The sequence below is a fragment of the Paracoccus maritimus genome (assembly GCF_025195095.1).
Classification (GTDB): Bacteria; Pseudomonadota; Alphaproteobacteria; order Rhodobacterales; family Rhodobacteraceae; genus Paracoccus; species Paracoccus maritimus.
The window spans coordinates 69,618-94,734 of the sequence record NZ_JANAVZ010000001.1; the positions used below are offsets into that span (position 1 = coordinate 69,618).

The 25,117-nt window shown below is 61.5% G+C and carries 28 protein-coding genes; 21 read left to right on the forward strand and 7 right to left on the reverse strand.

Annotated elements, in window-relative coordinates; all coding sequences use genetic code 11:
* Nucleotides 1–280 precede the first annotated feature (280 nt).
* The 7 genes from MU516_RS00340 to MU516_RS00370 all read left to right on the forward strand — a co-directional run bounded on the left by MU516_RS00340 (nt 281) and on the right by MU516_RS00370 (nt 7,539).
* Nucleotides 281–727, forward strand: coding sequence for a CopD family protein (locus tag MU516_RS00340; protein WP_260275236.1), 447 nt, complete (start codon nt 281–283; stop codon nt 725–727).
* Between the two features lie 125 nt (nt 728–852).
* Nucleotides 853–2,124 (forward strand): transcription termination factor Rho, encoded by a 1,272-nt coding sequence (rho, locus tag MU516_RS00345; RefSeq protein WP_209054861.1) that lies wholly within the window; start codon nt 853–855, stop codon nt 2,122–2,124.
* A gap of 10 nt (nt 2,125–2,134) precedes the next feature.
* Nucleotides 2,135–3,400, forward strand: coding sequence for a tRNA uridine-5-carboxymethylaminomethyl(34) synthesis GTPase MnmE (mnmE, locus tag MU516_RS00350; protein WP_260275237.1), 1,266 nt, complete (start codon nt 2,135–2,137; stop codon nt 3,398–3,400).
* A gap of 3 nt (nt 3,401–3,403) precedes the next feature.
* Nucleotides 3,404–5,281 carry a tRNA uridine-5-carboxymethylaminomethyl(34) synthesis enzyme MnmG gene (gene mnmG / locus MU516_RS00355; RefSeq protein ID WP_260275238.1) on the forward strand — a complete coding sequence of 626 codons (1,878 nt, stop codon included), beginning with the start codon at nt 3,404–3,406 and terminating at the stop codon, nt 5,279–5,281.
* A gap of 26 nt (nt 5,282–5,307) precedes the next feature.
* Nucleotides 5,308–5,868 carry a 16S rRNA (guanine(527)-N(7))-methyltransferase RsmG gene (gene rsmG / locus MU516_RS00360; protein WP_260275239.1) on the forward strand — a complete coding sequence of 187 codons (561 nt, stop codon included), beginning with the start codon at nt 5,308–5,310 and terminating at the stop codon, nt 5,866–5,868.
* Nucleotides 5,861–6,646: a ParA family protein gene (locus tag MU516_RS00365; RefSeq protein WP_260275240.1), complete on the forward strand. Its 786-nt coding sequence runs from the start codon at nt 5,861–5,863 to the stop codon at nt 6,644–6,646. Before rsmG ends, MU516_RS00365 begins: the two co-directional genes overlap by 8 nt.
* Nucleotides 6,647–6,648: 2 nt before the next feature.
* Nucleotides 6,649–7,539 carry a ParB/RepB/Spo0J family partition protein gene (locus MU516_RS00370; protein WP_260275241.1) on the forward strand — a complete coding sequence of 297 codons (891 nt, stop codon included), beginning with the start codon at nt 6,649–6,651 and terminating at the stop codon, nt 7,537–7,539.
* A 44-nt stretch (nt 7,540–7,583) separates the two neighbouring features.
* On the opposite strand, the gene MU516_RS00375 is transcribed toward MU516_RS00370, so the two are convergent.
* From MU516_RS00375 to rph, 5 genes are read right to left on the reverse strand one after another with little or no spacing between them, the layout of a single operon-like run.
* Nucleotides 7,584–7,940 carry a YbaN family protein gene (locus MU516_RS00375; RefSeq protein ID WP_260275242.1) on the reverse strand — a complete coding sequence of 119 codons (357 nt, stop codon included), beginning with the start codon at nt 7,938–7,940 and terminating at the stop codon, nt 7,584–7,586.
* Between the two features lie 2 nt (nt 7,941–7,942).
* Nucleotides 7,943–9,112 (reverse strand): radical SAM family heme chaperone HemW, encoded by a 1,170-nt coding sequence (gene hemW, locus MU516_RS00380; protein ID WP_260275243.1) that lies wholly within the window; start codon nt 9,110–9,112, stop codon nt 7,943–7,945.
* Complete coding sequence (locus MU516_RS00385) at nt 9,109–9,483, reverse strand: RidA family protein (protein WP_260275244.1); 375 nt, start codon at nt 9,481–9,483, stop codon at nt 9,109–9,111. Before MU516_RS00385 ends, hemW begins: the two co-directional genes overlap by 4 nt.
* On the reverse strand, nt 9,476–10,084 hold the full coding sequence (gene rdgB, locus MU516_RS00390; protein ID WP_260275245.1) for an RdgB/HAM1 family non-canonical purine NTP pyrophosphatase: 609 nt from the start codon (nt 10,082–10,084) through the stop codon (nt 9,476–9,478). The genes MU516_RS00385 and rdgB overlap by 8 nt, the downstream gene beginning before the upstream one ends.
* Nucleotides 10,081–10,794: a ribonuclease PH gene (gene rph / locus MU516_RS00395; protein WP_260275246.1), complete on the reverse strand. Its 714-nt coding sequence runs from the start codon at nt 10,792–10,794 to the stop codon at nt 10,081–10,083. The genes rdgB and rph overlap by 4 nt, the downstream gene beginning before the upstream one ends.
* Nucleotides 10,795–10,866: 72 nt before the next feature.
* Here rph and hrcA point away from each other — a divergent pair, with 72 nt between their 5' ends.
* From hrcA to MU516_RS00450, 11 genes are all read left to right on the forward strand, one after another.
* Nucleotides 10,867–11,922: a heat-inducible transcriptional repressor HrcA gene (hrcA, locus tag MU516_RS00400; protein ID WP_260275247.1), complete on the forward strand. Its 1,056-nt coding sequence runs from the start codon at nt 10,867–10,869 to the stop codon at nt 11,920–11,922.
* Between the two features lie 44 nt (nt 11,923–11,966).
* The gene (locus MU516_RS00405; protein ID WP_260275714.1) at nt 11,967–12,461 is read left to right on the forward strand and encodes a nucleotide exchange factor GrpE; all 495 of its coding nucleotides are present in this window, start codon (nt 11,967–11,969) and stop codon (nt 12,459–12,461) included.
* 112 nt (nt 12,462–12,573) lie between these two features.
* A complete protein-coding gene (gene gfa, locus MU516_RS00410; protein WP_260275248.1) occupies nt 12,574–13,158 on the forward strand; it encodes an S-(hydroxymethyl)glutathione synthase in 585 nt (194 codons plus the stop codon).
* A gap of 100 nt (nt 13,159–13,258) precedes the next feature.
* Complete coding sequence (locus MU516_RS00415) at nt 13,259–14,389, forward strand: S-(hydroxymethyl)glutathione dehydrogenase/class III alcohol dehydrogenase (RefSeq protein WP_260275249.1); 1,131 nt, start codon at nt 13,259–13,261, stop codon at nt 14,387–14,389.
* A 79-nt stretch (nt 14,390–14,468) separates the two neighbouring features.
* Nucleotides 14,469–15,104, forward strand: coding sequence for an ATP-dependent Clp protease proteolytic subunit (locus MU516_RS00420; RefSeq protein ID WP_209054876.1), 636 nt, complete (start codon nt 14,469–14,471; stop codon nt 15,102–15,104).
* The gene (locus MU516_RS00425; protein ID WP_260275250.1) at nt 15,101–15,619 is read left to right on the forward strand and encodes a GNAT family N-acetyltransferase; all 519 of its coding nucleotides are present in this window, start codon (nt 15,101–15,103) and stop codon (nt 15,617–15,619) included. The genes MU516_RS00420 and MU516_RS00425 overlap by 4 nt, the downstream gene beginning before the upstream one ends.
* Entirely contained in the window at nt 15,609–16,442 is an 834-nt protein-coding gene (fghA, locus tag MU516_RS00430; RefSeq protein WP_260275251.1) for an S-formylglutathione hydrolase, read from the forward strand. Before MU516_RS00425 ends, fghA begins: the two co-directional genes overlap by 11 nt.
* Before the next feature lie 167 nt (nt 16,443–16,609).
* Entirely contained in the window at nt 16,610–18,463 is a 1,854-nt protein-coding gene (locus tag MU516_RS00435) for a methanol/ethanol family PQQ-dependent dehydrogenase (protein WP_260275252.1), read from the forward strand.
* A gap of 113 nt (nt 18,464–18,576) precedes the next feature.
* Entirely contained in the window at nt 18,577–19,257 is a 681-nt protein-coding gene (locus tag MU516_RS00440) for a c-type cytochrome, methanol metabolism-related (RefSeq protein ID WP_311319084.1), read from the forward strand.
* Between the two features lie 4 nt (nt 19,258–19,261).
* Complete coding sequence (locus MU516_RS00445) at nt 19,262–20,074, forward strand: quinoprotein dehydrogenase-associated putative ABC transporter substrate-binding protein (RefSeq protein ID WP_260275253.1); 813 nt, start codon at nt 19,262–19,264, stop codon at nt 20,072–20,074.
* A complete protein-coding gene (locus MU516_RS00450) occupies nt 20,071–20,610 on the forward strand; it encodes a PQQ-dependent catabolism-associated CXXCW motif protein (protein ID WP_260275254.1) in 540 nt (179 codons plus the stop codon). Before MU516_RS00445 ends, MU516_RS00450 begins: the two co-directional genes overlap by 4 nt.
* On the opposite strand, the gene MU516_RS00455 is transcribed toward MU516_RS00450, so the two are convergent.
* Nucleotides 20,585–21,451, reverse strand: coding sequence for a YncE family protein (locus MU516_RS00455; RefSeq protein WP_260275255.1), 867 nt, complete (start codon nt 21,449–21,451; stop codon nt 20,585–20,587). The genes MU516_RS00450 and MU516_RS00455 overlap by 26 nt on opposite strands.
* A gap of 88 nt (nt 21,452–21,539) precedes the next feature.
* Complete coding sequence (locus MU516_RS00460) at nt 21,540–22,097, reverse strand: SRPBCC family protein (protein WP_260275256.1); 558 nt, start codon at nt 22,095–22,097, stop codon at nt 21,540–21,542.
* A gap of 213 nt (nt 22,098–22,310) precedes the next feature.
* Between MU516_RS00460 and MU516_RS00465 the strand changes: the two genes are divergently transcribed.
* The 3 genes from MU516_RS00465 to MU516_RS00475 are packed head-to-tail and all read left to right on the forward strand — an operon-like array spanning nt 22,311 to nt 25,076.
* A complete protein-coding gene (locus MU516_RS00465; protein ID WP_260275257.1) occupies nt 22,311–23,513 on the forward strand; it encodes an ABC transporter substrate-binding protein in 1,203 nt (400 codons plus the stop codon).
* Nucleotides 23,510–24,469, forward strand: coding sequence for a YVTN family beta-propeller repeat protein (locus MU516_RS00470; protein ID WP_260275258.1), 960 nt, complete (start codon nt 23,510–23,512; stop codon nt 24,467–24,469). The genes MU516_RS00465 and MU516_RS00470 overlap by 4 nt, the downstream gene beginning before the upstream one ends.
* 22 nt (nt 24,470–24,491) lie before the next feature.
* On the forward strand, nt 24,492–25,076 hold the full coding sequence (locus tag MU516_RS00475; RefSeq protein ID WP_260275259.1) for a cupredoxin domain-containing protein: 585 nt from the start codon (nt 24,492–24,494) through the stop codon (nt 25,074–25,076).
* Nucleotides 25,077–25,117 lie beyond the last annotated feature (41 nt).

The following is a 25,117-nucleotide window of genomic DNA, read 5'->3' on the forward strand; positions in this document are numbered from 1 at the left end:
AATGGCTTTTTCCACAGGTGGACAAGTACCGGCCTCGCCCTTGTGCCTTTGTGGACACATTGCAGCCGCGATCATAATCCACAAATTTATACACAGGCTAATAAACTGATTCATAAGCTTATTTTTAGATTTTCCGGGCTAACTGCACAATCTTTCCACAGCCCGTCAAGCTGTGTATGGGGCGGTGGAGATCGTCTTGATTCAGCCTTCCACAGCCCTAACAACAACAACATTCCTATTTCTTTTCTTTTTATTTAATTGAAGAGGAAGTGAGGAACACATGATCGATCTGCTTGCCGCGTCCTATCCTTATCTCAAGGCATTCCATGTCATGTCCGTCATCTCGTGGATGGCAGGGCTGTTCTATCTTCCGCGACTATTTGTCTATCATGCCGAACGTGCGGCGACCGGCACCGAACCCGTCGCCAGCTTTGTCATCATGGAAGACAAACTGCTGCGCCTGATCATGCGCCCGGCGATGATCGCGACCTGGATCAGTGGGCTGTGCCTTGTCCTGACGCCTGGCATCGTGGATTGGTCGATGGTCTGGCCGTGGGTGAAGGCGGCCTGCGTGCTGGCGATGACATGGTTTCACGGATGGTGTGCCGCCGAACGTCGCCGCATCATCGATCAAACGCCCTTGCCGGGTCGTCGATATCGGATGATGAACGAGGTTCCGACGCTGCTGATGATCGGCATCGTTCTGGCCGTGATCGTCAAATTCTGACCGGCAAGATTGACTCGGGTGGTTCCGAGGCTTATTTGCACCCTTAACCCCGGCCGTCCGGATCGGGAATCCCCTGTCACGATATTTTCGACGCCGACCGATCTGCGGCGCATTGGTGAACATTCATGAGCGAAGAACGTCTCAATCTGTCCGATCTCAAGGCCAAGAGCCCGGCGGACCTGCTGTCGATGGCAGAAGAATGGGAGATCGAGAACGCCTCGACCATGCGCAAGGGCGAGATGATGTTCTCGATCCTGAAAGAGCATGCTGAGGAAGGCTGGGACATCGGGGGCGAGGGCGTTCTGGAGGTCGTTCAGGATGGTTTCGGCTTCCTGCGGTCCACCGAGGCGAACTATCTTCCTGGCCCGGATGATATCTATGTCAGCCCCGACATGATTCGCATGCATTCGCTGCGCACGGGTGACAGTGTAGAGGGTGTCATCCGCGCGCCGGGCGAAAATGAGCGCTATTTCGCTCTGACGCGGGTCGAACGCATCAATTTCGAGGATCCCGAGAAGGCGCGCCACAAGGTCGCGTTCGACAACCTGACGCCGTTGTACCCGAATGACCGTCTGAAGATGGAGGTCGAAGATCCGACCATCAAGGATCGGTCGGCGCGGATCATCGATCTTGTCGCACCGATCGGCAAGGGACAGCGTTCGCTGATCGTGGCGCCGCCGCGTACCGGTAAGACCGTTCTGCTGCAGAATATCGCCAACTCGATCGAGAAGAACCACCCCGAGTGCTATCTGATCGTCCTGTTGATCGACGAGCGCCCGGAAGAGGTGACCGACATGCAGCGCAGCGTGAAGGGCGAGGTGATATCTTCGACCTTTGACGAACCTGCGAGCCGGCACGTCGCAGTCAGCGAGATGGTGATCGAGAAGGCCAAACGTCTGGTCGAACATAAACGAGATGTTGTGATTCTTCTGGACTCTATCACAAGACTTGGTAGGGCATTCAACACCGTCGTGCCGAGTTCCGGTAAGGTTCTGACCGGTGGTGTTGATGCGAATGCCCTGCAGCGCCCGAAGCGATTCTTCGGTGCCGCGCGTAATATCGAGGAAGGTGGTAGCCTGACGATCATCGCCACGGCGCTGATCGACACGGGTTCGCGCATGGATGAAGTGATCTTCGAAGAGTTCAAGGGAACCGGCAACAGCGAGATCGTCCTGGACCGCAAGGTTGCTGACAAACGCGTCTTCCCCGCGATGGATATTCTGAAGTCCGGGACGCGCAAGGAGGAGCTTCTGGTCGATTCGAGAGATCTGCAGAAAACCTATCTGTTGCGGCGGATTCTGAACCCGATGGGAACCACCGATGCGATCGAGTTCCTGATCTCGAAGTTGAAACAGACCAAGACTAACTCCGAATTCTTCGATTCGATGAACGCCTGACGAGGCCGGGATGGATCTGATTTTCGCCGAAGCCACTCCGCCCGGGCGGGGGGGCGTTTCGGTCATTCGTTTAAGCGGCGATGGAGCCAGGTCGCTGGCGGAGGCTCTGGCCGGCGAACTGCCCTTGGCCAGACATGCTTATCTTAGGCAGCTAACCCATGAGGGAGAGGCTCTGGACCAGGGCCTGGTGATCTGGTTCGAAGCCGGCGCGAGCTTTACGGGCGAGGAAACGGTCGAACTGCATCTGCATGGCGCTCCGGTCATATGTCGGCGCGTAGTGTCAGCGCTGTCGAAGTTCAACGCGAGGCAGGCAGAGGCCGGCGAATTTACGCGCCGGGCACTTCTTAACGGCTGTATGGATCTGGCGGAAGTCGAGGGGCTTGGTGATCTTCTTCAGGCGGAAACAGAAGAGCAGAGGAAACTGGCCGCGAAAACCGCTGGAGGAGAGTTGGGCCGAAAGGCCGAAGCCTGGCGAGGCTTATTGATTCGCGCCGGCGCGCTTGTCGAGTCCAGCGTGGATTTTGCCGACGAAGACGTTCCAGATGATGTTCCGGAAGAGGTTTTTGCACTTCTCGCGCGACTGCGGGACGAACTTTCCGTTGAGATTGACGGATTTCCGGCGGCCGAGCGCGTCAGGACCGGATTCGAAGTTGCGATCATTGGCCCGCCAAATGCGGGCAAATCCAGCCTGCTGAATCGGATTGCAAGCCGCGATGTTGCCCTGGTTTCTGATATCGCCGGGACGACGCGCGACGTGATCGAGTTGCGGATTGATCTGAACGGACTTGCGGTCACGCTGCTTGATACCGCAGGGCTGCGCGAGTCGAATGACCATGTCGAAGTGCTGGGCGTCGAGAAGGCGCGCGAACGCGCGGCTCTCGCGGATCTTCGGGTCCATCTGTCCGACGACGGATCAAAGGACACGATGCTGTGGCAATCAGGGGATTTGCTGCGCCGTGGAAAGTCCGACATCTTGAACGACGCGCGAACCGACGCGATTTCGGCGAAAACCGGTATGGGCATCGACCGGTTACTTCAGGACATCTTTGATGAGCTTCGCAAACGTGTGGTCGGTGCAGGTATTGTCAGTCACGAAAGGCAGGCGAAGGCTTTGGCCGAAGCGCGAACCGAACTGGTGGGTCTGGACGACCTGCCGCCAGAACTGATCGCAGAGCGAATTCGCCATGCGGCATCGCGCCTTGACAGGATGCTTGGCAGAATCGGTGCGGAAGAGTATCTGGACGTTATCTTCTCATCCTTTTGCATCGGCAAGTGAAAGGTGTTTCACGTGAAACATTTCGATGTCATCGTTATTGGGGCAGGGCACGCGGGCAGTGAGGCTGCATCTGCTTCGGCCCGTTTGGGCGCTGACACCGCGCTGATCACGATGCGGCCCGAGGATATCGGTGCGCTTTCCTGCAATCCAGCGATCGGTGGGTTGGGCAAAGGGCATCTGGTACGTGAGATTGACGCGCTTGATGGCCTTATGGGGCGATTTGCTGATGCGGCGGGAATTCAGTTCCGGCTGCTGAATCGCCGCAAGGGTCCAGCGGTTCAAGGGCCTAGGGCGCAAATGGATCGTGCGCTGTATCGGAACGTCGCGTATCGTAGCCTTTCTGCCGTGCCGGGCTTGACGTTGCTTTTTGGTAAGGTCGCTGAATTGGACACTCAGGAGGGTGCCGTTGTCGGCATCCGAATGTCAGACGGCACGCATTATGGGGCAAAAGCGATTGTCCTGACGTCGGGGACATTTCTGGGGGGCGTCATTCATATCGGCAATACCAGCCGCAAGGCCGGTCGCTGGGGGGATGATGCGTCGTCTAACAGCCTTGCAGATTCACTTCGCCGGTTTGACCTTCCGCTGGGTCGGTTGAAGACCGGGACGCCGCCGCGACTGGACGGACGAACAATTGACTGGTCGCGATTGGAAATGCAGCCTGGCGACGATCAACCGACCATGTTCTCGTATCTCAACGATGCGCCAGAAAATCCGCAGATCAGTTGCGGCATCACACATACCAATGCGAGAACACATAATATTATCCGCCAGAACTTGGAAAAATCCGCGATGTACGGCGGACAGATCTCGGGGCGTGGCCCAAGATACTGTCCCTCGATCGAAGATAAGGTGGTGCGCTTCGCGGAGAAACAGTCACATCAGATCTTTCTTGAACCCGAGGGGTTGGGCGACTCAACGGTGTATCCGAACGGGATCTCGACATCGCTTCCGGCCGAGGTGCAAGAACAGTACGTTCGCACCATTCCCGGCTTGGAGCAGGCCGACATCCTGCAGCCAGGATACGCTGTCGAATATGACTATGTGGACCCCCGTGCGCTGGACAGCACGCTTCGGCTGAAGTCCGTTCGCGGACTTTTTCTCGCGGGACAGATCAACGGCACCACCGGGTATGAAGAGGCCGGAGCCCAGGGACTGGTCGCAGGTCTGAACGCAGCGCTGACGACGCAGGGCCGGGCGCCAGCGACTTTCAGCCGAACCGACAGCTATATCGGGGTGATGATCGACGACCTGACGACCCGCGGCGTGACCGAACCATACCGGATGTTCACGTCACGCGCTGAATTTCGGCTGACCTTGCGCGCCGACAATGCCGATCAGAGGCTGACTCCGTTCGGCATTTCTCTGGGTTGTGTCAGCCAGAATCGCCGCGAAGCTTTCGAGGATCGCCAACGAAAGTACCACACGGCAAGAATGGCTGCGGAGTCGCGCCAGTTTACGCCGACCGAACTTCAACGCGCCGGGTTCAAGGTGCGTCTGGATGGGCAGCCGCGATCTGCCTTCACGCTGTTGGGGTTGTCCGACGTTGATGCCGATCAGGTTCTGGCGTTGACGCCTGAGCTTGGCGGCTGCGAGTCTCAGACGCTTCGACAGCTTCAGAACGACGCTCTTTATCACCAGTACACGGATCGGCAGGCACGGGATGCCGAAGCGCTGCGTGCGGACGAGGCGGTCGAACTTCCCCTCGATCTCGACTACGCCGCCATATCCGGGCTGTCTGCAGAGTTGCGACAGAAACTGACTGACGCACGTCCCGCGACGCTCGCCGCAGCCGCGCGGATCGAAGGGGTAACACCTGCGGCGCTGACGCTTCTTGTGGCTGTCGCCCGCGGCGTTCGTCGAAACTCCGTGGCGAGATGATTGTTTCACGTGAAACACAAGAGCGCTTGGACGAATATGCGTCGCTGTTGTCCCATTGGAACAGCAGGATCAACCTTGTCGCGCCCGGAACGATCGGAAATCTGCGAAGCCGCCACATAGAAGATTGCCTTCAGATTTGCCAGCACGTGAGGCCCGCAGACGGTATCTGGGCGGATCTTGGCAGCGGGGGCGGGTTGCCGGGGCTGGTGCTGGCCATCGCCTTTCAAAGGAGTGAAACCGAGTTTCGCTTTGTCGAGAGCGATCAGAGGAAAGCCGTGTTTCTGCGAACAGCAATCCGGCAGCTCGGTCTAGCGAATGCGTCGGTCATCACGCGGCGAATTGAAGATGTCGCTCCGCTGAATGCCGCCTATGTGTCGGCCAGGGCGCTTGCTCCTCTTCCCCTGCTTATGCCATATCTTTCAAGGCACATGGCAGATAACGGGCAGGCGTGGCTGATGAAGGGCGAGCGATGGCAAAGCGAAGTGCGTGACGCGCAAGCTGACTGGCGGTTTACATGTACAGCCTATCCAAGCCTCACCCATTCGGGCGCGGCAATTCTCAAGATAAGCGAGGTCTCGCATGTCTGACCACAATATCGTGGCCATTGCCAACCAGAAGGGCGGTGTCGGAAAGACGACTACCGCGATCAACCTTGGCGCCGCCCTGGCCGACGCCGGATACGAGACCGTGCTGATTGATCTGGACCCGCAGGGAAACGCATCGACGGGCCTTGGCATCCTGCCGGAGCAGCGAGAGCGAACCATCTATGATCTTCTTGCCGGTCCCGAGACTCTTCAGGATTGTGCGATTCCGACCCAGATCCCGAACCTTCGCATCGTTCCGGCCACGTCAGATTTGTCCTCTGCCGATGTAGATCTGTCGCAGACCGCCGATCGGACGCGGCTGCTGCGCCGCAAGCTGGAATCGCTGCCGCAGGGCAGCATCGTGCTGATCGACTGCCCGCCGGCGCTGGGTCTGCTGACCGTCAATGCGATGGTCGCGGCGGATAGCGTGCTGGTTCCGCTTCAGGCCGAATTCTATGCGTTGGAAGGCCTGTCGCAGCTGTTGACCACAGTCAAACAGGTCCGGCGGACGGCAAATCCGGAACTGCGGATCAATGGCGTGCTGCTGACCATGTCGGATTATCGAAACAATCTCTCTCAGCAGGTAGAGGCCGACGCGCGGGCGACGCTTGCGGATCTGGTCTATCCGACAGTGATTCCACGGAATGTCCGCGTGTCCGAGGCGCCTTCGCACGCTCAGCCCGTCCTGATCTATGATCCCAGCTCAAAAGGCAGCGCGGCCTATCGCGCATTCGCCGCCGAGTTTGCCGCCCGTCTGAAACTGGTTCCCGAGGAGGCTTGAACATGTCCGACAGCAAGACCGCAAAGCGCGGGTTGGGGCGCGGGCTTTCCGCATTGATGGCCGACATGGATCTGTCCGAGCATACGCCGCAGGCGACGCCGCGCGATCAGACATTCGTCCCGATAGAGCAGCTGACCGCCAATCCCGACCAGCCGCGTAGAAAGTTTGATCCCGAGGCGCTGCAGGAACTTGCGGACTCGCTTCGCAACCGCGGCGTTCTTCAGCCGCTGATCGTCAGGCCGCATCCGTCCGATAGCGGCATCTTTCAGATCGTGGCGGGCGAGCGTCGCTGGCGCGCAGCCCAGATGGCGCAACTGCATGAATTGCCCGTCATCGTCCGCGAGATGTCCGATACCGAGGTCCTGGAAGTCGCGATCATCGAGAATATCCAGCGTGCTGACCTGAACGCGATCGAAGAGGCGGCATCGTTTCGCCAGTTGATGGATCGGTTCGGGCATACCCAGGAAAGGCTTGCCGAGGCGCTGAACAAAAGCCGCAGCCATATCGCCAATCTGTTGCGTTTGCTGAATTTGCCAGATCAGGTTCAGGATCTGGTAAAGGATGGGAAGATCTCTGCTGGTCATGCACGGGCGCTGATCACGGCGCCAAATGCGGGGCAACTTGCGCGAAAGGTGATCGAAAAGGGACTATCGGTCCGCGAGACCGAAGATCTTGTCCGCAAGCAATCTCAGGCTGAAGCCGCGCCCCGCAAGGCAGCCAGGGCTCGGACCGAAAAGGACGCGGATACGCGCGCCCTAGAGTCTGATTTGTCCGCGCATCTCAAGATGGGTGTGTCGATCAATCATGCCGGTGTCGATGGCGGCACCTTGACGATCACCTACCGCGATCTTGATCAGCTGGATCGGCTTTGCCAGGTTCTTGGCGGAAATTGACTTTATGTAGTGGGTATTAGCTTCAAGAACACTACATACGGTAGCTACTGCTCGGGTCGGCTTGCGACGAATGCGCCCACTGCCGCACAGGTCCCGGCCTGCAGGCCGATCACCCAGACCGGCAGACCCAGCCAGATACTTAGTCCAATTCCCGCGGCCATCGCCGACACCGCCCAGATCTTCGCGATGCGGCTTATCGCGCCACGTTCCTGCCATGCACGGACCGAGGGGCCATAGGTCGGGTTATCCAGAATCTTTTGCCGCAACCTGGGAGAGCTGCGGGCAAATGCCCAGGCCGCGACCAGAAGAAACGGCACCGTGGGCATGACCGGCAGCGCGACACCGATCGCCCCCAGTGCCAGAAAAAGCGCGCCGACCGCGAACCAGATCTGCCGCTTCATTGTCAGGCGGCCAGTTCGCGTAGGATCGCGTTCAGCACCGGGCGACCTTGATCGGTCGCCATCAAGCGCCCGGATTGCCGACGGACCATGGCCAGGTCTTCCAGCCCGGAAACCACATCCGCGTTCAATGGCGCACCAGCCATTCGCGCATAGCGGGCTTCGTCCAGCCCTTCGGAAAGCCGCATCGACATCAGAAGATATTCCATTGCCTGCTCATCAGCCGGGATGAACGCGCGAAGGGATTCACCCGTTCCGTTTCGCTCTACCGCGTCCAGCCATGCGCCGGGTGCGGAATGCGCCTCGGTCGCGGCCCGGCCCTCTGCCAGTGTCATCCGCCCATGGGCACCAGGGCCGACCGCAGCCCAATCCCCTTGCCGCCAATAGACCAGATTGTGGCGGCTCTCTGCGCCCGGCACGGCGTGGTTCGATATCTCATACCCCGCCATTCCGGCAGCGGCGCAAGTTTCCTGCGTATCCAGATACATGTCCGCCGACAAATCATCTGTTGGCAGATCGCGCAGCTTGCCGGCTGCAGCGCGCGCGCCAAATGCCGTGCCGGGCTCGATCGTCAGCTGGTACAAGGACAGGTGATCCATCGCCATGCTCAGCGCTTCGCTCAGCTCAGCCCGCCAAGCGGCCCGATCCTGGCCTTGCCGCGCATAGATCAGATCGAAGCTGACCCGATCAAAGCAGCTGCGCGCCACCTCGAACGCGGCGCGCGCTTCGGCGACCGAATGCATGCGACCCAAGCGGCGCAGATCGGGATCATTCAGCGCCTGAACCCCCATCGAAAGCCTGTTCACGCCCGCCTCGGCATAGCCACGGAACCTGCTCTTCTCGACGCTGGTCGGATTGGCCTCAAGCGTGATCTCGATATCATTGACAAAGCCCCAGGCCGTGCGGGCGGCGCGCAGAATGCTATCGACCGTCTCGGGCGCCATCAGCGACGGCGTTCCGCCGCCAAAGAAGATGCTGCCCAGATTCCTTCCGGGCAGCTCCGCGCCAAGCCGCGCGATCTCGGATGACAGCGCATCCGCCCAACGACGCTGATCGACCCGATCGACGACATGGCTGTTGAAATCGCAATAGGGGCATTTTGCCGCGCAGAACGGCCAGTGGACATACAGGCCGAACCCGCCCGCACGCCAGTCCGACTGCGCTGCATCGGTCATTCGCGCAAGGCCGTTACTTCGATCTCGACCTTCATTTCAGGACGGATCAATCCGGCGACCACCATCGTCGCCGCGGGCCTGATATCGCCCATTGCCTCACGCAGTGCAGGGGCAATCTGGTCGACAAACGCCGCGTCGGTGACCGTGTATTGCACCCTGACAATGTCGTCCGGCGAAAATCCGGCCTCGGACAACACGGCGAATATGGTCGCAAAGCAGTTCTGCGCCTGCAACAAGACGCTGTCCGGCATCGTCATCGTGCCATAATCATAGCCGGTGACACCCGAGACAAAGCACCAGTTTCCCTTCACGACGGCGCGGCTGTATCCCATCGCGGCCTCGAACGGCGATCCTGTCGAAATTCTATGCAAAGCAACCCTCGATCATCTTCGCGACGGCCAGTGCGCGGTGGCTCAGGCGGTTCTTTGCCTCAGCTGTCATCTCGCCAAGCGTCTGCCGGTGCCCGTCCGGCATGAAGATCGGATCATAGCCATGCCCTTCCGCACCACGTGGCGGCCATACGACGCGGCCTGGCAAAATACCCTCGAAGACCTCGTCATGGCCGTCCGGCCACATCAGCACCAAGGTGCAGCGGAACTGGGCGCAGCGCGGCTCGGGCGCGCCCGCGACCTCCAGCTTTTCCCACGTCCGGGCCATCGCCATCCCAAAATCGCGACCATTGGCCGTCTCGGCCCAATCGGCGGTATAGACCCCCGGCGCGCCGTCCAGCGCATCCACGCAGATCCCGCTGTCGTCGGCCAGGGCAGGCAGGCCGGTCGCCTCGACGGCCGCGCGCGCCTTGATGCGTGCATTACCGATGAAGTTGTCCTCGGTCTCGACAGGCTCGCTCAGACCTGCTTCGGCGGCACCCGTCACCTCGACGCCAAAGGGGGCCAGAAGGGCACGCATTTCCGCCAGCTTGCCGGCATTGTGGGTCGCGACCAGAAGACGCGTTTCCGTGAACTTTCTCATTCCAGCGCGGCCTTTTGCGCCGCAACCAGTTCGGCCACCCCGGCTTCGGCCAGATCCAGCAGGCGGCCCATCTCGTCGCGGCTGAAAGTTGCCCCCTCGGCCGACATCTGCACCTCGATCAGCTTTCCCTTGCCGGTCATCACGAAATTGCCGTCTGTGCCGGCCTCGCTGTCCTCGGCATAGTCCAGATCAACGACCGGTTGTCCGGCATAGATACCGCAGCTGACCGCCGCGACGTGGTCGATGATCGGATCGCTGGTGACGGCGCCCGCCTTCATCAGCTTGTTCACCGCCAAGCGCAGCGCCACCCATCCGCCGGTGATCGAGGCGCAGCGGGTTCCGCCGTCGGCCTGGATCACATCGCAGTCGATGGTGATCTGACGTTCACCCAAGGCCACGCGGTCGATACCGGCACGCAGGCTGCGGCCGATCAGCCGCTGAATTTCCTGAGTGCGGCCCGATTGCTTGCCCTGGGCCGCCTCGCGCCGGTTGCGGGTGTTGGTGGCGCGGGGCAGCATGCCGTATTCCGCCGTCACCCAACCCAGGCCGGTTCCCTTCAGGAAACGCGGCGGATTGTCTTCGATGCTGGCTGTGCACAGCACATGCGTTTCGCCGCAGCGGATCAGGCAAGACCCTTCTGCATGGCGCATCACCCCGGTTTCGATTGAAATCGGACGCATTTGGCTTAGATTCCGGCCAGAGGGGCGCATGTGTCTTCCTTTCGGTGAGGTTTCGCTGCCCAATACAGGGCCGCGCCCCCGTCACGCAAGCCCGCGAGGGATATGACTCAGGAATCGGTACTCTCAGAACTGAACGACCGCTCCCGCGAGGTGTTTCGCCGGGTGGTCGAGACTTATCTGGAAACCGGCGAGCCGGTGGGGTCGCGCACGTTGACGCGCGCGCTGTCCGAAAAGGTCAGCGCTGCGACAATCCGCAATGTCATGCAGGATCTTGAATTCATGGGCCTGCTTGACAGTCCGCATATCTCTGCCGGACGCCTGCCGTCGCAGCTTGGGTTGCGGCTGTTCGTGGACGGCATGATGGAGGTTGATGCCGTCGCGCCCACGGACCGGGCCGCGATCGATCAGACTCTGGGCAACGACGACCCCGATACCGGCCTGTTGCTGGACCGGGTCAGCACGGCGCTGAGTTCGATCACGCGGGGGGCGTCGCTGGTCCTGATGCCGAAACACGAGGCGCCCATCCGTCATATCGAGTTCGTCAGCCTGGCGACCGATCGCGCGCTTGTGGTGCTGGTCTTCGCCGATGGCCATGTCGAGAACCGCATTTTCACGCCGCCGCCAGGCCAGACTCCGTCTTCGATGCGCGAGGCTGGGAACTTCCTGAACGCGATGGCCGAAGGGCGGACTCTGGCTGAGCTGCGAACCCATCTGGGCCAGCAGATCGCGGCCAGGCGGCGCGAACTGGATGTTCTGGCGGCCGAACTGGTGCAATCCGGGCTGGCGCTGTGGGACGGTGAAAATACCGACCCGCGGCTGATCGTCCGCGGGCGTGCGAATCTTCTGGACCGTGAAGCCGCCGATCTGGACCGCATCCGGGTGCTGTTCGACGATCTTGAACGCAAGCGCGACATCGTCGAATTTCTGGAACTGACCGAAAGCGGCGACGGGGTGCGCATTTTCATCGGCTCCGAGAACAAGCTTTTTTCGCTTTCGGGTTCCGCTTTGGTGGTTTCTCCCTATATGAATGCCGACCGGAAGATTGTAGGCGCGGTGGGCGTCATCGGGCCGACGCGGCTGAACTATGGCCGTATTGTTCCGATCGTGGATTACACGGCGCAGCTGGTGGGACGTGTCTTGTCCGGCCGGAAAGGATGAGTTTGAGGATGACCGAGCAGAACGAACAGCCAAACGACGACATCATGGACGATCCGTTGGCCGATCCGTCCCACGATATCACGCGCCTGACGGCCGAACGCGACGAGTTCCGCGACAAGTGGATGCGCGCGCTGGCGGATGCAGAGAACTCGCGCAAGCGTGCCGACCGGGAACGCCGGGACGCAGAACAATATGGCGGGTCGCGACTCGCCCGCGACCTTTTGCCGGTGCATGACGCGCTGACGCGCGCGCTTGATGCTGCGAGCGATGAACAGCGTGCCGCAGCCTCGGCATTGATCGAAGGTGTCGAGCTGACCTTGCGGGAATTGTCCAACGTTTTCGCAAAGCACGGTATCACCGTGATCACCCCCAAGACCGGCGATCGGTTCGATCCGACCTGGCACGAAGCCATGTTCGAGGCTGCGCTGCCCGGAACCACCGCTGGCGAGATCATTCAGGTCATGGAAGACGGCTTCGCACTGCATGACCGTCTGCTGCGGCCCGCCAAGGTCGGCGTCAGTTCTACCCCGGCCAGCTGATCGGGTCTACGGGGTGCGTTGCGCCCCGGTGCTACAACCTTCCTCCGACTTGCCGATCGTTCCCGTCCGCGCGACCCTTGGAAGGACTTTCGGTCAATCGGAGGAGGGGACCATGGCCAACACAGATGGGGTGAAGATTCACCCCGCCGTGGATCACGGCATCAAGCCGGGCGATCCGTCTTTTGCGGGCGGGGTGCTGACGTGTCACTGCGCCACGAACCCTGTAAAGGTCCGCGTCGGCGGGCAGACCGCCCATAACCACGTCTGCGGCTGCACGAAGTGTTGGAAGCCGGACGGCGCGGTCTTCAGTCAGGTCGCCGTGGTATCGCGCGACGCGATCGAGGTGCTGGAGAACGGCGACAAGCTGGAAATCGTCAACGCCGATGCACCGATTCAGCGCCACCGCTGCAAGGAATGCGGTGTTCACATGTATGGCCGGATCGAAAACAAGGATCATCCGTTCTACGGGCTGGATTTCGTCCACACCGAACTGTCCGACGAAAACGGCTGGTCGGCGCCGGAATTCGCAGCGTTCGTAAGCTCGACCATCGAATCCGGCGTCGATCCGTCGCGGATGGATGGCATCAGGTCGCGTCTGCGCGAACTGGGGCTTGAACCTTATGATGCCTTGTCGCCACCGTTGATGGATGCGATCGCGACTCACATCGCCAAGCGGTCCGGTGCCTTGCCCGCTTGACGCGGACAGGGACGGAATTCACAGAAATCCCCAGGGGGCCGCGGAAACCGGCCCCCTCGGCCATGACAGCAAGCCCGATCGGAACGATAGGAGAGTAACGATGAAAACCCGTGCCGCCGTAGCCTTCGAGGCCGGCAAACCGCTGGAAGTGATGGAGGTCAATCTCGACGGGCCGAAAGAAGGCGAGGTGATGGTCGAGATCAAGGCGACCGGCATCTGTCACACAGACGAATTCACCCGCTCGGGCGCGGACCCCGAGGGCCTGTTCCCGTCGATCTTGGGCCATGAAGGCGCGGGCGTCGTGGTCGAGGTCGGACCCGGGGTCACATCGGTCAAGCCGGGCGATCACGTCATTCCGCTCTACACCCCCGAATGCCGCCAATGCGCGTCCTGCCTGTCGGGCAAGACCAATCTCTGCACCGCCATCCGCGCCACGCAAGGTCAGGGCCTGATGCCCGATGGGACCAGCCGCTTCAGCCTGGATGACGGCACGCCGATCCACCATTACATGGGCTGTTCGACCTTCTCGAACTTTACCGTGCTGCCAGAGATCGCCGTCGCCAAGGTCCGCGAAGACGCGCCGTTCGACAAGATCTGCTATATAGGCTGCGGCGTGACCACCGGCATCGGTGCGGTCATCAACACCGCGAAGGTGGAAATCGGCGCCAAGGCCGTCGTGTTCGGTCTGGGCGGGATCGGCCTGAACGTCATTCAGGGTCTGCGCTTGGCCGGTGCCGACATGATCATCGGCGTCGATCTGAACAACGAAAAGAAGGCCATGGCCGAACGTTTCGGGATGACCCATTTCATCAATCCGAAGGAAATCGACGGCTCGGTCGTGCAGGAAATCGTCAACATGACGAAGACCCCGTTCGACCAGATCGGCGGGGCGGATTACAGCTTTGATGCCACGGGCAGCACCAAGGTGATGCGTGACGCGCTGGAATGCACGCATCGCGGCTGGGGTCAGTCGATCATCATCGGCGTGGCGGCGGCCGGGGCCGAAATCAGCACCCGTCCGTTCCAGCTGGTCACCGGGCGGGTCTGGAAGGGCACCGCGTTTGGTGGCGCGCGCGGCCGGACCGACGTGCCGAAGATCGTGGACTGGTACATGGACGGCAAGATCGAGATCGACCCGATGATCACCCACACGATGCCGCTGGACGACATCAACAAGGGCTTCGACCTGATGCATCACGGTGAATCGATCCGCTCGGTCGTGCTTTACTGATCCTTCATCGCTGCTTAGGTAAAGATACGGCGGGGCCACTGGTCCCGCCGTCGCCATGAGAACAACAAGGAGCAGGCAGATGCGCCATCAGTGGCTGGACGACGATGATGACGATGATGACGACGACCACCCGCAGAAGGGCGACAAGGATGGCGGTCTGGGCCTTCCCGAGGGCGACCGGATCGGAAAGCTGTATTTCAAGTCGCGGACGGTGATCGTTGCCGGTCCCATCAACGACAAGCTGGCACAGCGGACCGTCGCACATCTTCTTGCCCTGGCCGAAGACAGCGACGCGCCGATCAACATGCTGATCTCGTCGCCGGGCGGGCATGTCGAATCCGGTGACATGATCCATGACGTGATCAAGTTCATCCGCCCGACGGTGCGCACGATCGGGTCGGGCTGGGTCGCCTCTGCTGGCGCGCTGATCTTCGTCGGTGCGGACAGGGAAAACCGATACTGCCTGCCCAACACCCGCTTCCTGATCCACCAGCCCTCGGGCGGGATCGGCGGCACCTCGTCCGACATGATGATTCAGGCCGAACAGGTCCGGTTGATGCGCGACCGCCTGAACCACATCTTCGCCGACGCGACGGGTCAGCCGATTGAGCGGATCGAGAAGGACACCCATCGCGACTTCTGGCTGAACACCCAAGAGGCGCTGGATTATGGCCTTCTGGGACGCGTCATCCGTAGCGTGGATGAACTGAAATGAGTGACGGCGGGGTGAAGATCCGCCCCGCCGGCCCGGCAGATCACGATGCGATCTGGGCGATCCTTCGGCCAGTCTATCGCGCGGGCGAAACCTACTGCATCCCGCGCGACATCACCCGTGACGAGGCGCTGGCAGACTGGTTCGCGCAGCCCTTCACCGTCTTCGTGGCCGAGATCCAGGGTCGTGTCGTGGGCACCAGCCATGCCGGCGCCAATCGGCCGGGCGGCGGATCGCATGTCGCCAACGCCTCGTTTGCGACCGATCCGGCGGCGCGGGGCAGGGGCGTCGCCCTTGCCTTGGTTCGACACGCCAAGACCTGGGCGACGGGCATGGGGTTCCGGGCGATGCAGTTCAACTTTGTCGTTTCGACCAACGCCGATGCCGTCCATTTGTGGCAGAAGGTCGGTTTCGAGGTTGTCGGTCGGCTGCCCGGCGCGTTTCTTCATCCGCGACATGGGCCGGTAGATGCGCTGGTCATGTTCCACGTTCTGACAGGAGAGAGCCATGAGCCTTGAGACCGTATCCGAAAACCGCAGCTTTGGAGGCACGCAGGGCGTTTACAAGCATCGCTCGCAGGCCACGGGGACCGACATGACCTTCGGGCTTTTCCTGCCCGAGGCCGCCCAGTACGGGCGCGTGCCCGTGCTGTGGTATCTGTCCGGCCTGACCTGCACCCATGAGAATGCGATGACTAAGGCCGCCGCCCAGCAATGGTGCGACGAGGCCGGCATTGCCATCTGTTTCCCCGACACCTCGCCGCGCGGCGAAGACGTGGCCGACGACGACGCCTATGATCTGGGCAAGGGCGCGGGATTCTATGTCAACGCCACGCAGGATCCGTGGAAGCCGCATTTCCAGATGTGGCATTACGTCGTCCACGAACTGCCCGAACTGGTCGGTGACAATTTCGCGGTCGACCGCGACGCCATGGGGATCACCGGGCATTCGATGGGCGGGCACGGCGCGCTGACCATCGCGATGACACATCCCGACCGCTATCGTTCGGTCTCGGCCTTCGCGCCCATCGCGAATCCGACGGAATCCGACTGGGGGCGCAAGCAGCTTTCGGCGTATCTCGGCGACGACAAGGCGGCTTGGCGCAACCACGATTCGACGCTGCTGATGTCGGAACGGGGCTATCCCGGCGAGGTGCTTATAGATCAGGGCAGCAGCGACCAGTTCCTGGATCTTCTCAAGCCCGAGGCGCTTGCCCATTCGATGATGGCGCGCCGCCAACCCGGACAGTTCCGCATGCAACCGGGCTATGATCACAGCTATTTCTTCGTGCAAAGTTTCATGCCCGACCACGTCATGTGGCATGCCGAACGGCTGATCTAGACCACTTGCCGAAAGTTCCCGGAATCCTTGCCATTTGACCCCATACTTTAGGGTTAAATGGCCAAGGGGCCGATTGACCCACGGCGGCGCTCATCCAAGACTGATCTCATGGACAGCTGCGGGAGGAGGAAACCGCAGCGCATGAGCCAATGGCGGAGGAGCACTTCATGAAACATCTGCTGAACAGCGCGGCCGTCGCGCTGCTTCTGACCGGTACGGCCTACGCGAACGAAAGCGTCATGACCGAGATCGGCAAGCCCGAACAATGGGCGATCCAGACTGGGGACTATGCCAACACGCGCTATTCCAAGCTGGATCAGATCAACAAGGAGAATGTCGGCGATCTTCGTGTCGCATGGACGTTCTCGACCGGTGTGCTGCGCGGCCACGAAGGCAGCCCGCTGGTGATCGGCGACGTGATGTATGTGCACACGCCGTTCCCCAACAACATCTTCGCGCTGGACCTGGCCAATGACGGCAAGATCCTGTGGCGCTATGAGCCGCAGCAGGATCCCGAGGTGATCGCGGTCATGTGCTGTGACACGGTCTATCGCGGCGTCGCCTATGCCGATGGCATGATCCTGACGCACCAGGCCGACACCACGCTGGTCGCGCTGGATGCCAAGACCGGCGAAGAGAAATGGAAGGTCAAGACCGGCGATCCCGCCATCGGCGAGACCAACACCGCCACTGTGCTGCCGGTGAAGGACAAGGTGATCGTCGGGGTTTCCGGCGGTGAATACGGCGTTCGTGGCCGCGTCACGGCCTATAACCTGTCCGACGGGTCCGAGGCATGGAAAGCCTATTCGACCGGCCCGGACGAGGAAATGCTGGTCGATCCCGAAAACACCATGCATCTGGGCAAGCCCATCGGCGCCGACAGCAGCCTGAACAGCTGGGAAGGCGACCAGTGGAAGATCGGTGGCGGCACCACCTGGGGCTGGTATTCCTATGATCCGGAACTGAACCTGATCTATTACGGCACCGGCAACCCCTCGACCTGGAACCCGTCGCAGCGTCCCGGCGACAACAAATGGTCGATGACCATCATGGCCCGCGACGCCGATACCGGCATGGCCAAGTGGTTCTACCAGATGACGCCCCATGACGAATGGGACTTTGACGGCGTGAACGAGATGATCCTGACCGATCAGGAAATCGACGGCACTCCGCGCAAGCTGCTGACCCATTTCGACCGTAACGGCCTAGGCTATACCCTGGACCGCGAAACCGGCGAGCTGCTGGTGGCCGAGAAGTACGATCCGGCGGTGAACTGGACCACCGGTGTCGATATGGACCCGAACTCTGACACCTATGGCCGCCCGGCCGTGGTCGCCGAATATTCGACCGCACAGAATGGCGAAGACACCAACACGACGGGCATCTGCCCCGCCGCGCTGGGGTCCAAGGACCAGCAACCGGCGGCCTATTCGCCGGATACCCAACTGTTCTATGTGCCGACCAACCATGTTTGCATGGACTATGAACCGTTCCGCGTGGCCTACACGGCAGGTCAGCCCTATGTCGGTGCGACGCTGTCGATGTATCCTGCACCCGACAGCCATGGCGGCATGGGCAACTTCATTGCCTGGGACAACGTCAACGGCGAAATCAAGTGGTCGCTGCCCGAACAGTTCTCGGTCTGGTCCGGCGCGCTGGCGACGGCTGGCGGCGTGGTGTTCTACGGCACGCTGGAAGGCTATCTGAAGGCGGTTGACGCCGAAACCGGGGACGAGCTGTATCGCTTCAAGACCCCGTCCGGCATCATCGGCAACGTGATGACCTACGAGACGAACGGCAAGCAGTATGTCGGGATCTTGTCGGGCGTCGGGGGCTGGGCCGGGATCGGTCTGGCAGCCGGTCTGACCAACCCGAATGACGGGCTTGGTGCGGTCGGCGGCTATGCGTCCCTGTCGGATTATACCGAACTGGGCGGACAGCTGACGGTGTTCGAGCTTCCGGGCGACGTTGCAGCCGCCCCGGCCGAGGACGCTGCAGGCGAAGACGCGTCCAGCGGCTAATACTTTCGTTCCGTTATCGCGCAGCATGGCTGTGCAAGGATCACCCCAAGAGTAGTCTTGGGGTGATTTTACCTGCGGAGGACGGGTAAGTTGGATCTTGGGAGGAAGACAGCATGAAAGCCATCACCAGCCTTGCGGCGCTGGTCCTGGGGGCGTCTCTGGGCGGTGCAGCCCTTGGACAGACCGCGACGACGGACCAGACACCCCCGGCAGATGCGGGGGCAGGCGCTGCCGCGGCCGTGTCGGGAAACGCCGCCGCGAATGAACAGTCCGCCGAAGATGGCGCGGACGCCGCAGCGCAGGACGGCGCCGCAACCGAGATGGCCGAAGGTCAGACAACCCTTCCGAACGGCACGGATATCACACCCGATTACGAGGAAAATGGCCGCTGGTACACGGCGGACGGCATTCCGACCTACAAGATCGACGAAGACGGGACCGTCGATTTCGCGACCTTCAACGGATATCGCCGCTATTCGGCCGAATGCCATGTCTGTCACGGACCGGATGGCGAGGGGTCGACCTACGCGCCGGCCTTGAAGGAATCCGTGCTGCGGATGGATTACTATGACTTCCAGCAGGTCGTCGCCTCCGGCAAGCAACAGGTGAACGCGTCGCAAAACCAGGTCATGCCGGCTTTTGGCACCAATAAGAATGTGTGGTGCTATATCGACGACATCTACGCCTATCTTCTGGCGCGCGGGACCGATGCGCTGCCGCGCGGCCGTCCGGCCAAGAAGGGTCCGAAGACCGATGCGTTCGCAGAGCAGGAAGATTCCTGTATGTCGATGTGATGTAATGCGAGGACTAATCCTGACAGTCATGATGGCAACTTGTGCGGCGGGTTCGGCTGTCGCGCAGGTCGCCGACCTGCGTTCGACAACGCAATTCAGGGTCTGCGCCGATCCGGCCAACGCGCCGATGTCCACGCGCGACGGGACGGGGTTCGAGAACAAGCTGGCCGAAAGGTTCGGCGAGTGGCTGGACCTGCCTGTGACCTATAGCTGGTTTCCCTCTGGCATGGGTTTCATCACCCGGACGTTGCGCGCAGGGACCTGCGATGTGGTGATGGGTTATGCTCAGGGCGACGAACTGGTGCAGAACACCAATCATTACTACACCTCGATCTTCGGCATCGTGACCCGCAAGGACAGCCCGCTTGCGTCGGTGGACCATATTGGCGATCCGGCGCTGAAGGATCACCCGATTGGCGTGATCGCGGGCAGCCCGCCTGCCACGATCATGGCGCGTGCGGGACTGGCCAAGGACATGCGCGGCGCGGACCTGTTCGTGGACCGGCGTGTGAAGGACCCGATTGGCGGGCTGATCGACGGCGTGCGCGATGGATCGCTGGATGCTGCCGTGTTGTGGGGCCCTCTGGCGGGACCGCGGATCAAGGATGACCCGGATCTGCAGTTCACACCGCTTTTGAAGGAAACTGCCGGGCCAAAGATGTTCTATCGCATCACCATGGGCGTTCGCCTGGGCGAGCAGGAATGGAAACGGCAGCTGAACAGCCTCATTCGTCGCCATCAGGACGACATCAACCAGACCCTGCGCGAGGCGGGGGTGCCTCTGGTCGATGACTATGGCAAGGCGATACTGGAATGAACCGGATCGCGGCTGCCCTGGTTCTGGTGGCCGCGATGTCGGGACGGGCCTTGGCGCAAGTGCCCGAACCGCAGGAATATCGGGGCGAGCCCTATAACGCGCCCGTCCCCGCAACGTTGTCCGGCGCAGAGGTCATCGACGCCGAACGCGCGGTTGAATTGCATGCCGACGGGGTCGCCTTCGTCGATGTGTATCCCCGGACCACGAAGCCCGCGGGCCTGCCCGAAGGAACGATCTGGCGCGAACCCCGACACAAGACGATCCCCGCAGCGATCTGGCTGTGGGACACTGGCTATCAACGATTGTCCGCAGACGAGGAGGCGCGGCTGCGCGATGGGCTGCACGACGCGACGTCGGGCGATCCTGCTGCGCCTGTGGTAATCTTCTGCCGCGCCGATTGCTGGATGAGCTGGAATGCCGCGCGCCGTGCGGTCGCCATGGGCTATACCGGCGTGAAGTGGTTTCCGGGCGGCACCGACGAATGGCAGGATGCGCTTGGGTCCGATCTGGTCACTGCGGAACCTGTCGCCCCGTGAACGCGCCGAACGCGCGCGGTCCCGCAGGCACGTCAATCCGGGCGCGAATGGTCAGGCTTTCGGCGTCCACCACCTCGACCGTATCCGAATCCCAGTTGGCGACCACGACGCCGCTATCGTCGGGCAGGGTGGCGATTCCTTCGGGATAATCGCCGATGTCGATCTCGGCCTGAACCGCCAGCGTCTTGGCATCGAACACAGTCAATGTGCCCGCATACTGATTGGTGACGAAACCGCGTCCGCCCGCAAAGGCGACACCATAAGGGTGGCTGCCTGTCGGCACTTGTCCGATCAGCTTGCCCGTGATCGGGTCGATGACCGACACCACGTCGCCCTGCACATCCGCGGTCCACAGGCGACCATCATGAAATGTGACGGCAAAGGGATGCGCGCCTGCAGTGGCGATCTTTCGCAGCAGACGCCCGGTCGTGGCATCGAAGATACTGACCGCGTTATCGTCACGATCCGCCGTTGCGACAAGATCACCCGCGGCGCTGACAGCGACCCCGGCCGGGGAATTGCCGGTATCGACGCGCCACAGCGTTGTCAGGTCGCGACTCAGCCGGGTCAATTTTGCCTCGAACCAATCCGTCACGAACAGCCCGCCATCGGGCGCGGTCGCGATGCCGAAAGCACCTTCGCCCAGATCGCGCGTGGCGGTGATCCGACCTGCTTCGTCGATCACGCTCAGCCGTCCGGTATCCGCGGCGATGACATAAGCCCTGCCGGCCCGAGGGTCATAGGCGACGGGCGCGGGCGCATCCTGCAGCGCAGTCTGCGCAATTATTCCGTTGTCGGACAAGTCGATGATCGACACCATGTTGCCGTTCTGCGACGTCACGAATGCAAGGTCCCCGGCGGTTGCCGGGGACAGCCAGCATGATCCAGCGACCAGGGCGGCGACAAGGGTCGCGCGAAGCGGCACGCCTTTATTCGGCCTTGCCGAATTTTTCCGCAAGCGCATCCATTCCCGCCTGATACACGCCCGTGACCGCCGCAATCGCGGCCTCGTCGTTCAGTTCTGCCGGCGGGTCGTTATTCGGAAAGCCGCGATAGAACCCGGCCTTCCAGATCACCTCGGCCTTGCCGTCTTTGTCCTTGACCTGAAGGGTCGAGGAATAGTTCGTCACCGGCAGAACCTCGACCGCGACATCGGTGATCATGTATTTGTACATCCGCTTTTCCGGGCTCCAGCCGATCAGATGTTCGGTGATGGTCGGATCGCCGGATTCGGCTTTCAGATGCAGGATGCGGGTGGATTCGTCGGGGATGTCGGCGGGTGCACCATCTGGTGTCATCTCGGTCGACGCGACAACGGGATGCCAGCTCATGTCGTCAAATTTACCGATCGCCTGCCATACCTCGTCGGGCGTCGCGTTCAGGACTTGCGTCATCTCGACCTTCTGGCGTGAGGGACCATGGGCCTGGGCCGCACCGGCCAGCGCCAAGGCGGTTCCCACAATCACGGCAAGCAGTTTGCGTTTCATCGTCCCGTTTCCCTCCGGCTTCAGTCTGGTCGCTTCATGCGCATGACCCCGCCAAAGCCGGGTTCCGCACCTTTCATCAAACCATGCCCCGGTCATCGCCGGGGCGTCCATAAGACCAAAGACTGAACCAAACTTTCCCGGTCACGCCGGGAATAATAACCGGGTTGCCCAAGGGCTTTCGCACACTCAACATGATTGTCGGGGAGCGAGAAAATGTTCAAGAGAATCATAGTACTTTTGGCTGGTGTCTGGCTGTGCGCCGTGCCGGCAGCCGCGCAGCAGCAGCCCGAGGTGGCGGTGATCCGGGCCGCTGTGCTGCGGGTGGATGATCCCGGCCTGCCGCCGATCTCGCGGCTGGATCTGCCACCCGAGGATCTGGCCTTCGCGGGCGCGCGGCTGGCGATCGAGGACAACGACACCACCGGCCGGTTCATGAACCAGGACTTCGAGGCCGAAGAGATCGCCACTGATCCGGGCAGCGCAGGCGCCGAACTGGACCGGCTGATCGAGGACGGGATCCAGTTCATCGTGGTGTTGGCGGACGACGCGACCACCTTGGCCTTGGCAGACCAGGCCGGCGATCGGGCGATGATCCTTAACGCGATGGCGCGCGGCGACAATCTGCGCGGCACGGATTGCCGCTTCAACACGATCCACGTGGCGCCCAGCAATGCGATGCTGGCCGACGCGCTGGCGCAGTTCCTGATGTGGAAGAACTGGCCGCGCTGGTTCCTGATCGAAGGCAGCCATCCTGCGGACACCGCGCTGGCCGACGCTTATCGCCGCGCGGCCACGAAATTCGGCGCCAGAATCGTCGAGGATCGGGTCTACGAAGATACCGGCGGCGCCCGGCGCACGGATTCGGGCCATGTTCAGGTCCAGAAGCAGATGCCCGTCTTCACCCAGCGGGCCGAGGACCACGACGTGGTCGTCGCCGCCGACGAAGCCGATGTATTCGCGTCTTACCTGCCGTATCAGGTCTGGGATCCCCGCCCGGTGACCGGATCTGCCGGGCTGGTCCCGCGCAGCTGGCATCCGGCGATGGAAGCTTGGGGCGCCTCGCAGTTCCAGAACCGCTTCGAGGAACTGGCCAACCGTCCGATCCGCGAACCCGATTATCAGACATGGCTGGCGCTGCGCATGATCGGCGAGGCCGCGACACGCACCCAGTCCGCCGATCCGCAGACGCTGCGCGAATTCATGTTGTCCGAACAGTTTGAAGTGGCCGGGTTCAAGGGTCAGAAACTGACGCTGCGCGACTGGGACCATCAGGTTCGCCAGCCGATCCTGCTGACCACCGGCAAGCTGACCGCATCGGTCAGCCCGCAAGAGCAGTTCCTGCACCAGATAAGTCAACTGGATACGCTGGGGATCGACCGCCCTGAAACCGAATGCAAGTTCCGAGAGGCGACATGAAACATCTGCTTACCCTGACCCTTTGCCTTGCCGCTGCACCTGCGCTGGCCAACCGTGTCTTCGTCAGCAATGAAAAAGGCAACGACGTGACCGTTCTGGACAGCGAGACGCTGGAAGTGATCGGCACCTATCCCGTCGGCAACCGCCCGCGTGGCATCACCATCAGTCCCGACGGTTCCGAGCTGTATGTCTGCGCGTCCGATGACAACCTCGTGCGCGTGTTCGACCCCGAAACCATGGAAGAAATGCATACCCTGCCCTCGGGGCCGGACCCGGAACTGTTCGTCCTGCATCCATCGGGCAACCCGCTTTACGTCGCGAACGAGGACGACAATCTTGTGACTGTGGTGGATACCAAAACGCACGAGGTGCTGGCCGAAATTCCGGTGGGCGTCGAACCCGAAGGCATGGGCGTCAGCCCCGATGGCCAAGTGGTGATCAACACCTCGGAAACGACCAACATGGCGCATTTCATCGACAGCGACAGCTTCGAGATCGTCGCCAACGTCCTGGTGGACAGCCGTCCGCGATTTGCCGAATACAATCATGACGGCAGCAAGCTGTATGTCAGTTCGGAAATCGGCGGCACGGTCAGCGTGATCGACCCATCGACCCAGCAGATCGCCCATAAGATCGAATTCGAGATCCCCGGCGTTCTGCCCGAGGCGATCCAGCCGGTCGGGGTGCGCGTGACCAGTGACGGCAAGAAGGTGTTCGTGGCACTTGGACCCGCGAACCGCGTGGCCGTGATCGACGGCGAGACCGACGAGGTAAGGGACTATCTGCTGGTCGGGCAGCGGGTCTGGCAGATGGCGTTCACACCGGACGAACGATACCTGTTTACGACCAACGGCAATTCCAACGATGTCTCGGTCATCGACGTGGCCGAGGAAGAGGTGGTGAAATCCATCCCCGTCGGCCAGCAGCCCTGGGGCGTTGTGGTCGCACCGGACTGACATACCAATAAGGAGGAACGACATGACCAATGATCTGACACGCCTGCTGGCGATCCTGATGCTGACCACCGGACTGTCCTCGCCCGTCTTCGCACAGGAAAGCGGCGCCGGCGATGACGCCGCGACCGAGGCTTCTGCAGACGAGGCGATGGCCGGGGAAGAAGATGACGACGACGACGATGATGAGGAGGACGCCGGCGGCGACGATGCGGGCGTATATGACGCCAAGGGCAAGTTCGATTACGGTTTCGCAGGTCTTCTGGACCGTGACAACCGCAGCGATCTGGCTCCGTTGACGCTGGCTGCGGGGCAGCCTGTCTCGGGCGGCGAATACACGCTGAAATCGGGTGGCTATTACCGCATCGACATCAATGCCGACGGCAGCCAGGAACTGGCCTTGTCCGGCGGAGATTTCTTCCGGTCGGTCTGGGTGAACGAGATCGTCATCAACGATATCGAGGTGCGGCCGGTAGGTGTGCACAGCCTTGAATTCGACGATGCGGGCACCGCCACCATGAGCTTCATTGCAATCGTGCCTGGACGCTATACCCTGTCCGTGCCGGGATCGTCCGGCGATACGCTGCAGGCGGTGTTCAACATCCAGTAGCGGACGGGGCCACCCACCGCCCGGCGGACACCGATTTTCGC